The following is a 1,305-nucleotide window of genomic DNA, read 5'->3' on the forward strand; positions in this document are numbered from 1 at the left end:
AATTGGTCAACTGTGACCAATTTCTACACGTGCTCGGTCTTCACGCCGTTCGGTGGTCTAAAACAAAAAAGGCCGCTGACGCGACCTTTTTTAGGTGTTCGATGTGAACTAGATATCGATATTAGTCGATTATCTTAGAAACAACACCAGCACCTACTGTACGACCACCTTCACGGATTGCGAAGCGTAAACCTTCGTCCATCGCGATTGGGTTGATTAGCTCTACTACAAACTTTAAGTTGTCGCCTGGCATTACCATTTCTACACCTTCAGGTAACTCTACTGCACCTGTGATGTCTGTCGTACGGAAGTAAAACTGTGGACGGTAGCCTTTGAAGAATGGCGTGTGACGACCACCTTCATCTTTCGTCAATACATATACTTCTGATTCGAACTTAGTATGTGGGTTGATTGAACCCGGCTTCGCTAGTACTTGACCACGTTGTACTTCATCACGCTTAGTTCCACGTAATAATACACCACAGTTCTCACCTGCACGACCTTCGTCAAGCAACTTACGGAACATTTCTACACCTGTACAAGTCGTTGTTGTTGTATCTTTGATACCAACAATCTCTACGTCATCACCTACTTTGATGATACCACGCTCTACACGACCTGTTACTACCGTACCACGACCTTGAATTGAGAATACATCTTCAATTGGAAGAATGAAGTCACCGTCAATTGCACGCTCTGGCTCTGGAATATAAGTATCTAATTGCTCTGCAAGCTCTAAGATTTTCTCTTCCCATTGCGCTTCGCCGTTCAATGCACCTAATGCTGAACCTTGGATGATTGGTAAATCATCGCCTGGGAAGTCATATTCTGAAAGAAGTTCACGAACTTCCATCTCTACTAATTCTAATAATTCTTCGTCGTCTACCATGTCACATTTGTTCATGAATACGATGATGTAAGGTACACCAACCTGACGAGAAAGAAGGATGTGCTCACGTGTTTGTGGCATTGGACCATCTGTTGCTGCTACTACTAAGATAGCACCATCCATTTGAGCCGCACCTGTGATCATGTTCTTTACATAATCCGCGTGACCTGGGCAATCTACGTGCGCATAGTGACGTGATGCTGTGTCATACTCAATGTGAGACGTATTGATCGTGATACCACGCTCACGCTCTTCTGGTGCGTTATCGATTTGTGCGAAATCGCGTAAATCACCACCGTGAGTTTTTGTTAATACTGCTGAGATAGCAGCAGTTAGAGTTGTTTTACCGTGGTCAACGTGACCGATAGTACCAACGTTAACGTGCGGTTTCGAACGTTCAAATTTTTCTTTAGCCA

At 44.1% G+C, this 1,305-nt stretch carries 1 protein-coding gene; it reads right to left on the minus strand.

Going from position 1 to position 1,305, the window contains the following annotated elements; genetic code table 11:
- Nucleotides 1-121: 121 nt before the first annotated feature.
- A partial coding sequence (tuf, locus tag BI291_RS17020; protein ID WP_074500449.1) for an elongation factor Tu occupies nucleotides 122-1,305 on the minus strand: 1,184 nt, incomplete at its 5' end.

This window comes from Thalassotalea sp. PP2-459 (assembly GCF_001913705.1).
In the GTDB taxonomy this organism is placed as follows: Bacteria; Pseudomonadota; Gammaproteobacteria; order Enterobacterales; family Alteromonadaceae; genus Thalassotalea_C; species Thalassotalea_C hakodatensis.